General features: G+C 72.5%; 7 protein-coding genes. 3 read left to right on the top strand and 4 right to left on the bottom strand.

Annotated features, from left to right (window positions below):
* Window positions 1-496: 496 nt before the first annotated feature.
* The 4 genes from ACPYOM_RS20460 to ACPYOM_RS20475 form a co-directional block, all read right to left on the bottom strand.
* A complete protein-coding gene (locus ACPYOM_RS20460) occupies window positions 497-1,012 on the bottom strand; it encodes a hypothetical protein (protein ID WP_481340930.1) in 516 nt (171 codons plus the stop codon).
* Between the two features lie 162 nt (window positions 1,013-1,174).
* Window positions 1,175-2,335, bottom strand: coding sequence for a DUF4236 domain-containing protein (locus ACPYOM_RS20465; protein ID WP_481347357.1), 1,161 nt, complete (start codon window positions 2,333-2,335; stop codon window positions 1,175-1,177).
* A 65-nt stretch (window positions 2,336-2,400) separates the two neighbouring features.
* Entirely contained in the window at window positions 2,401-3,951 is a 1,551-nt protein-coding gene (locus tag ACPYOM_RS20470) for an HNH endonuclease family protein (protein ID WP_481347358.1), read from the bottom strand.
* Window positions 3,952-4,092: 141 nt separating this feature from the next.
* The gene (locus tag ACPYOM_RS20475) at window positions 4,093-4,551 is read right to left on the bottom strand and encodes an ArsI/CadI family heavy metal resistance metalloenzyme (protein WP_481347359.1); all 459 of its coding nucleotides are present in this window, start codon (window positions 4,549-4,551) and stop codon (window positions 4,093-4,095) included.
* 96 nt (window positions 4,552-4,647) lie between these two features.
* On the opposite strand from ACPYOM_RS20475, the gene ACPYOM_RS20480 reads away from it, so the two are divergent.
* The 3 genes from ACPYOM_RS20480 to ACPYOM_RS20490 are packed head-to-tail and all read left to right on the top strand — an operon-like array spanning window position 4,648 to window position 6,160.
* Window positions 4,648-4,998: a metalloregulator ArsR/SmtB family transcription factor gene (locus ACPYOM_RS20480; protein WP_481340938.1), complete on the top strand. Its 351-nt coding sequence runs from the start codon at window positions 4,648-4,650 to the stop codon at window positions 4,996-4,998.
* Window positions 4,995-5,714 carry an aquaporin gene (locus tag ACPYOM_RS20485; RefSeq protein WP_481347360.1) on the top strand — a complete coding sequence of 240 codons (720 nt, stop codon included), beginning with the start codon at window positions 4,995-4,997 and terminating at the stop codon, window positions 5,712-5,714. Before ACPYOM_RS20480 ends, ACPYOM_RS20485 begins: the two co-directional genes overlap by 4 nt.
* On the top strand, window positions 5,711-6,160 hold the full coding sequence (locus ACPYOM_RS20490; RefSeq protein ID WP_481347361.1) for an arsenate reductase ArsC: 450 nt from the start codon (window positions 5,711-5,713) through the stop codon (window positions 6,158-6,160). Before ACPYOM_RS20485 ends, ACPYOM_RS20490 begins: the two co-directional genes overlap by 4 nt.
* Window positions 6,161-6,176 lie beyond the last annotated feature (16 nt).

Here is a 6,176-nt window from a genome sequence, read left to right on the forward strand (position 1 = left end):
GCGTCTCGTGGGCTCGGAGATGTGTATAAGAGACAGCACCCGCCCGGCCCGGGGTTTCCCGAGCACGCGCCGTCGGTGTAGACGAACCTCGCTCCCTCAGGAGCAGCCATCGGCGCTTTCGGTGTCCGGGCTCTGCCCGTGGTCGTGCTGCACGCCGCGCCGGACCGCGCCCGCCGCGACGAGGTCACACCCGGGAGAGCGAGCTCGGCCCTGCAGTCTGCGTGCACCCACGCGGCGTTGCGGCCGCCCCCGGAGACGATCTCGTCACCGGGCCGAACCGGTCCCTGGCATGCGGTGCAGTGTCCCGGAAACTTGGCGAGCACCGTTCTCCTCTCAGCCCGGTCGACCTGTGGCCGCACCCGCACGGGGTGCGACACGGTTCGACCACCACGTGCGCGTCCGAGCGCAGTCATCCCGGCGGACACCGAAGACGGGCCCACTCTCGTACGGGCCAGCCTCGCGGCTGCCGTGCGGCGGGCACGAAGCATCTCGTCGTCTAGGCGGGATACAGCTCGCGTGGCGGCGTGTCCTCCGGCGTCTCGAGGCTGATGTTGAGCCTGGCGGCCGAGTCCCGGATTCGCTCGAGCTCGCTGTCCAACAAGGTGATGATGGTCGTCAGGGCGTTGACTCGTTCCTGCTCGGTCTGGGCGGTGCGGACCTTGAGCTGCCACTGGGAGTCGACCGATCGAAGCGTCGACCGCGCCGAGGCGCCGAGCGTGCGCAGCTCGGACGCCCGTCCCTCCCACTTGAAGTACGACTCCATGCCGGTGATCGCCGCGATGACGATGCCGAGCGCACTGAAGACGAGCACGATCACCCGCGAGTCGGTCGCGCCGCCGACGATGCTCTCGCGCGCCGCGACGAGCGCGCCCGCGAGGATGACGACCACCCGCGCGATCTCCGAACGGCGCCGGAGCGAGCGGGAATGCGCCGGGATCCGTTCGACGAGAAGGCCCAGCTCGTCCTGGCGCGTGTTGACCGACCGCTGCAGACTCTCGGTGATGCCGGACATCGAACCCCCAGTCGCTCCGGAGTAGGTCCATAGTGCACCCGGACTCGACGCCCGGAACGCGGATCCACCCCGGTCGGCGCGCCTGTCCGTCGTGAGCCCCACCGGAGGGAGTCGTCTCGGCGGCCCTTCGGGGGAGGTTGAGGCGCCGGGCTTCAGGGCGGCTCAGACGTCCATCTCGTCAACGGGCCGGGACCACGCCTCGAGGAGGGTTGCCGCCGGTGAGCCCGGGTCCACCGCCAGCGCGACGACCTCCCGAGTGCTGCCCTTGAGGCGCATCTCCGCGCCCTCGGCAGCCATGGCCACCCTCAGCGGGTCGAGGCTGGGCCAGTCGAGGTGGGCGAGGGCGTCGCGGCGCAACGTACCGGCATAGATGGGCTCGACATCGCCGGTGCCGCCCGGGCGCACGACGAGCACCCGGACCTCGGTGGCGGCCACGGCCACGGCGAGGGCCTCCTTGGCGGTCGCCAGGACGGTCGAGGCCACGGAGGTCGCGTACAGGGCGTTGCGGTCCGTCTTGGACCGCTTGCGCAGGGTCGGCTTGCCGCCCGGTGTGCGGTCCGCCCGGTGCTCCGGCACGAGGTCGATGCCGCCGTAGGTGACGACGGCGGTGACGTAACGGGCGCCCGTGTCGGGGACGGTGCCGGCGTCGACGCACGTGGAGTCGCTGGCGTTGTCGGCGAACGCGTCATCGACGGCCGAGATCACCGTGAGCGGGTCGTGGTCGCGCAACGCCTCCCGGTCCTGGTCGAGCTGGGACTGGTCCCACTGCACGCTGACCAGCTCGCCGGTGTGCCGTCGCCAGGCCTCGACGGGCGCTTGCTGCCCGGCCCACGTCCTGGCCTGCTTCCGCGGGGCCCGACTCCACACGGGCACACCGGCGGTCGCCGTCCGGTACAGCTCGCGGCGCACCGCATCGACCTCAGGGCGACCGGGTGGTGCTGGGAGCGGCAGGACCTGCCGCTGCGGGTCGGCGAAGGCGGCCACGTGCAGGGTCGTCAGGGACCGCTCGAGGGCGGCGACGTCGGCAACCTGCTGCGCTCGCTCCGCAGCGCGAGCCTGCGCCTGCAGCTGCGCGACGGTGGGCTGCGCGGGCCGGCGTGTGCCGCCGGTCGACCGTGGCGACGATGCGTGGGCTGACGTGCGCCGCTGCCCACCACCGAGGGTGGTGGACAGCGTGACCGGCCCGGCCCCGGTCGAGACGCGGGTGCGGCCGGCGCCGACGTGTACCCGCGCGGCGCGCGGCCCGACGCTGGCGCGTACGCCTCGGCTCGAGGCGCGGACGCGGACGCCCGGGGCGATCTTGAAGGAGACGCCGAACCCCATCTACCGGTCCTTCCCTGCAGCGACCCGTCTCGGGAGGAGCGTGTGGATGTCTGGCACGGCTCTGCTCAGGCCGATCGCCAGCGGGCCCGGATGTCGCCGGCCTTGAACGTGCACCGCATCAGCGTGCCCTTGGTGGTGTAACCCATCGCCCCTGCCGGGGAGCAGAAGGCGCCCGGGTGGACCCCTTGGACCATCGTCGGGCTCGCCGGCTCGGGCGCCGGCTTCGGTGCCGGCTCGGGTGCCGGCTTCGGTGTCGGAGCGGGGACGGGGGCGGCGTAGAGCGGGAACCCGCCCAGCGCGGCCACCGCCACCGACGGAGGCGCCGTGGCGGGGCACGTGCTCAGCACCCGGACCATGGCGGCGCGTTCCGCGGAGGTCACCGCCAGCCGGTACCTGGCCTTGACCGCGACCTGTCGCGCGACGTAGGTGCACCGGTAGGTCGTGGCCGGCGGCAGCCAGGTGGCCGTGTCACCGCTCCCCTTGGACGCGTTGACCGTGGCGGACACCGCCACGAGGTTGAGGGTGTCGTTGGCGAACGACGTCCGTCGGGACTGGGGCCATGCGGCGGCGCCCTTTGCCCAGGCGTCGGCGAGGGCGACCACGTGGTCGATCTGGACCGCCGAGGTGCGGGCCGTCCGGGAGTAGGAGATCGTCGTCGCCGTGTACGGGTCCCTCAGCGTGCCGGTCATGACCGCACAGCCGTTCGTGCCGGCCTTGAGGGTGACGGCGCGCAGGTCGCGGCGCAGGGTGTCGTTGCGCTGGTCGCAGCCATTGCGGTCGGTGTCGGTCCAGGCGGCCCCGAACTCGGCCCGCGAGTAGCCCGTCATCGGGCCGCGGCCCCGCACCGCCAGCGTGGCGACGAGCGCCAATGCCGTCCCCGGTCGTGCCGCGCGGATGGCGGCCAGCACGGGGTCCGCCTCGGTGGTGACCGTGGCGCTCGGCGACGGGGCCGGGCTCGTCGTCGGGGGTTCGGAGGGCGTCGAAGGCGACGGCCCGGGCGTCCGGGTCGGCGACGCCGTGCCGGTGTGTGCAGCCGGTGGTGCCGAGACCGTCGCGGTGGCCGGGGACAGGGCCGAGCCGACGGACACGGCTGCGATGGCGCCGACGAGCGCGGCGACGCCGGAGGCTCTGCCGGGCAGGTGGGCCCAGCGGACGCGTCCGCGGACCAGCGCCACCACGGACACGACGACCGCGAAGAGTCCCGCGAGGAGAAGTGCGCTACCGGGTCCGCCGGCGAGCCCGAGCAGGGCGCTGGCCGCGAGGCCACCCCAGCCCCACCAGGCGACCCCGCGGGCCCCCTCCCCGATCCCGGCCGTACCGGGGGACGGTGGTGCGTCGCTCGACCGCACGGGCGAAACGCCCGGGGCGGCCCGCTCGAGCCACGGTGGACGCAGGGCCTGCGTGGACCCGTACAACGTGTCACCGCCCAGGGCGGCCGGCCCGGAGGCGGCCGCCGGGGAGGTCGGCGACCCTGAGGGCGCCTCGGCGGCGTCCGTCCAGAACTGCCAGCCCTGTGGAGCCGGCGGCCACGACGGGTCGGGCAGCCACCCCTCCGGCGGCACCCAACCGGGGACGGGTGCAGGCCATCCCGGCGGGGGGTTGAACACAACAGCCATGTGCAGTCAGCAGTTCCCTGGATGAGTCGTGGCGGACGGCGCTCGCCGCCGTCGGCACCGTATCCCGCCCGTTCTGCGGCCGTGCCCGATTCGCGAATCTTGCTGGCAGAGCGACTTCTCGGCTGTCAGAGCCCGGTCGCGCTAGCAGCACGTCGTCGCGGTCGGGAGCGCTCCGGCGACAGGCTCGCGGTCACAGCAGGTGGAGGCGTCGGCGTCCTCTCCGGCGAAGGAGGCGGAGTCGGCCAGCACCGTGTAGACCTCCCATCGCTCGCCGTCGGGGGTCCCTTCGACCCAGAACTTGTCCTGCGTGGCGTAGCAGCACGTCGTGCCCCGCTCGTCGAGCGTGGCCAGGCCGTGCGTGGCCAGCCGGGTCTGCTCCGCGTCGACGGCGGCGGCGCTGTCGACCTCGACGCCGAGGTGGTTGAGGCTGCCACCGTGCCCGGGGTTCTCGATGAGCACGAGCTTCAGCGGCGGCTCGGTGATGGCGAAGTTGGCATAGCCGGGACGCGTCTTGGCCGGTTCGGCGCCGAACAGCGCGGAGTAGAACGTGACCGAGGCCTGCAGGTCCTCGACGTTGAGGGCGAGCTGGATGCGACGCATGGGTGGCTCCTCTAGAGATCGATGATTGTCGATGTGTGTACGACGAGGTTGCACCAACGCATCGACGTCTGTCAATATCGACGCGTGTCGAACTCTGTGACGTTGACCCTGACGCCGGCCGAGGCCGTGGCCTGCTGCTCTCCGCTGAGCCGTGAGCCGCTGAGCCAGGACGCCGCCGAGCGGATCGCGCCGATGCTCAAGGCGTTGGCGGACCCGGTCCGCCTGCGGCTGCTGTCGCTGGTGGCATCCCATGAGGGCGGTGAGGCCTGTGTCTGCGACCTCAACGACGCGTTCGAGCTGTCGCAGCCGACGATCAGCCACCACCTCAAGGTGCTGCACGAGGCCGGGCTGCTCGAGCGGGAGAAGCGTGGTGTCTGGGTGTACTACCGGTCCAGCCCGAACGCCATGTCCTCGTTGGCGACGCTCATCTCCGACACCGCGTCGTGAGGCTCCGTGAGAAGGTCGCGGCCGAGTTCGTCGGGAGCGCGTTCCTCGTCGCGGCCGTCGTCGGCTCCGGCATCGCGGCCAGCCGGCTGTCACCACACGACGTGGGGCTGCAGCTGCTGGAGAACGCCGTCGTCACCGGCGCCGTGCTCGTGGCGCTGATCCTGGCCCTGCACCCGGTGTCCGCCTCGTTCAACCCGGTCATCACGGTGCTCGAGCGCGCGCTCGGGACGCTGTCCACCCGCGTCACCGCCGCCCTCGTCGTGGCGCAGCTCGCCGGGGCGGCGACCGGTTCCCTGGTCGCCAACCTCATGTTCGACCTGCCCGCGATCACTGTGTCCCAGCACATCCGCTCCGGCTCCGGAGTCTGGCTCGGCGAGGTCGTCGCGACGCTGGGTCTGGTGGTCGTCGTGTTCGGCACACTGCGTGGCACGTCCCGCAGCCCATTCCCTGGCGCGGACAGCCGCCGCGTCGCCTACGCCGTCGGCGGCTACATCACCGGCGCGTACTGGTTCACCAGCTCGACCTCGTTCGCCAACCCGGCCGTCACCGTGGCCAGGATGCTGTCGGACACCTTCGCCGGCATCGCCCCCGTCAGCGTCCTGGCCTTCGTCGCTGCCCAGCTGGTGGGCGGCGCCGCCGGGCTCGGTCTCGTCGCACTGCTCCACCCCAGCCGGTCCGACGCCCCAGCCTCCCCCGTCCGAAAGGCACGCCCGTGACCGACACCCCCTCGCCCGACAACCGCTCGACCGACCGGCCCACCGTCCTGTTCGTCTGCGTGCACAACGCGGGGCGGTCCCAGATGGCCGCCGGCTACCTGCAGCACCTCGCCGGCGACCGCATCGACGTCCTGTCGGCCGGGTCCCAGCCGGCCGAGCAGGTCAACCGGGTCGCGGTGCAGGCGATGGCCGAAGAGGGCATCGACATCACGGCCGAGACACCGAAGCTGCTCACCGAGTCAGCCGTGCGGGAGGCGGACGTCGTGGTCACCATGGGTTGCGGCGACGCCTGCCCGTTCTACCCCGGGAAGCGCTACGAGGACTGGGTCCTCGACGACCCGGCCGGCCGGGACCTCGAGCACGTCCGACCCATCCGTGACGAGATCCGCCACCGCATCGAGCGGCTGGTCAGCGAGCTGACCAGCCTGTCTCTTATACACATCTGACGCTGCCGACGACGGA

It is taken from the genome of Monashia sp. HAY1-2A (genome assembly GCF_056755315.1).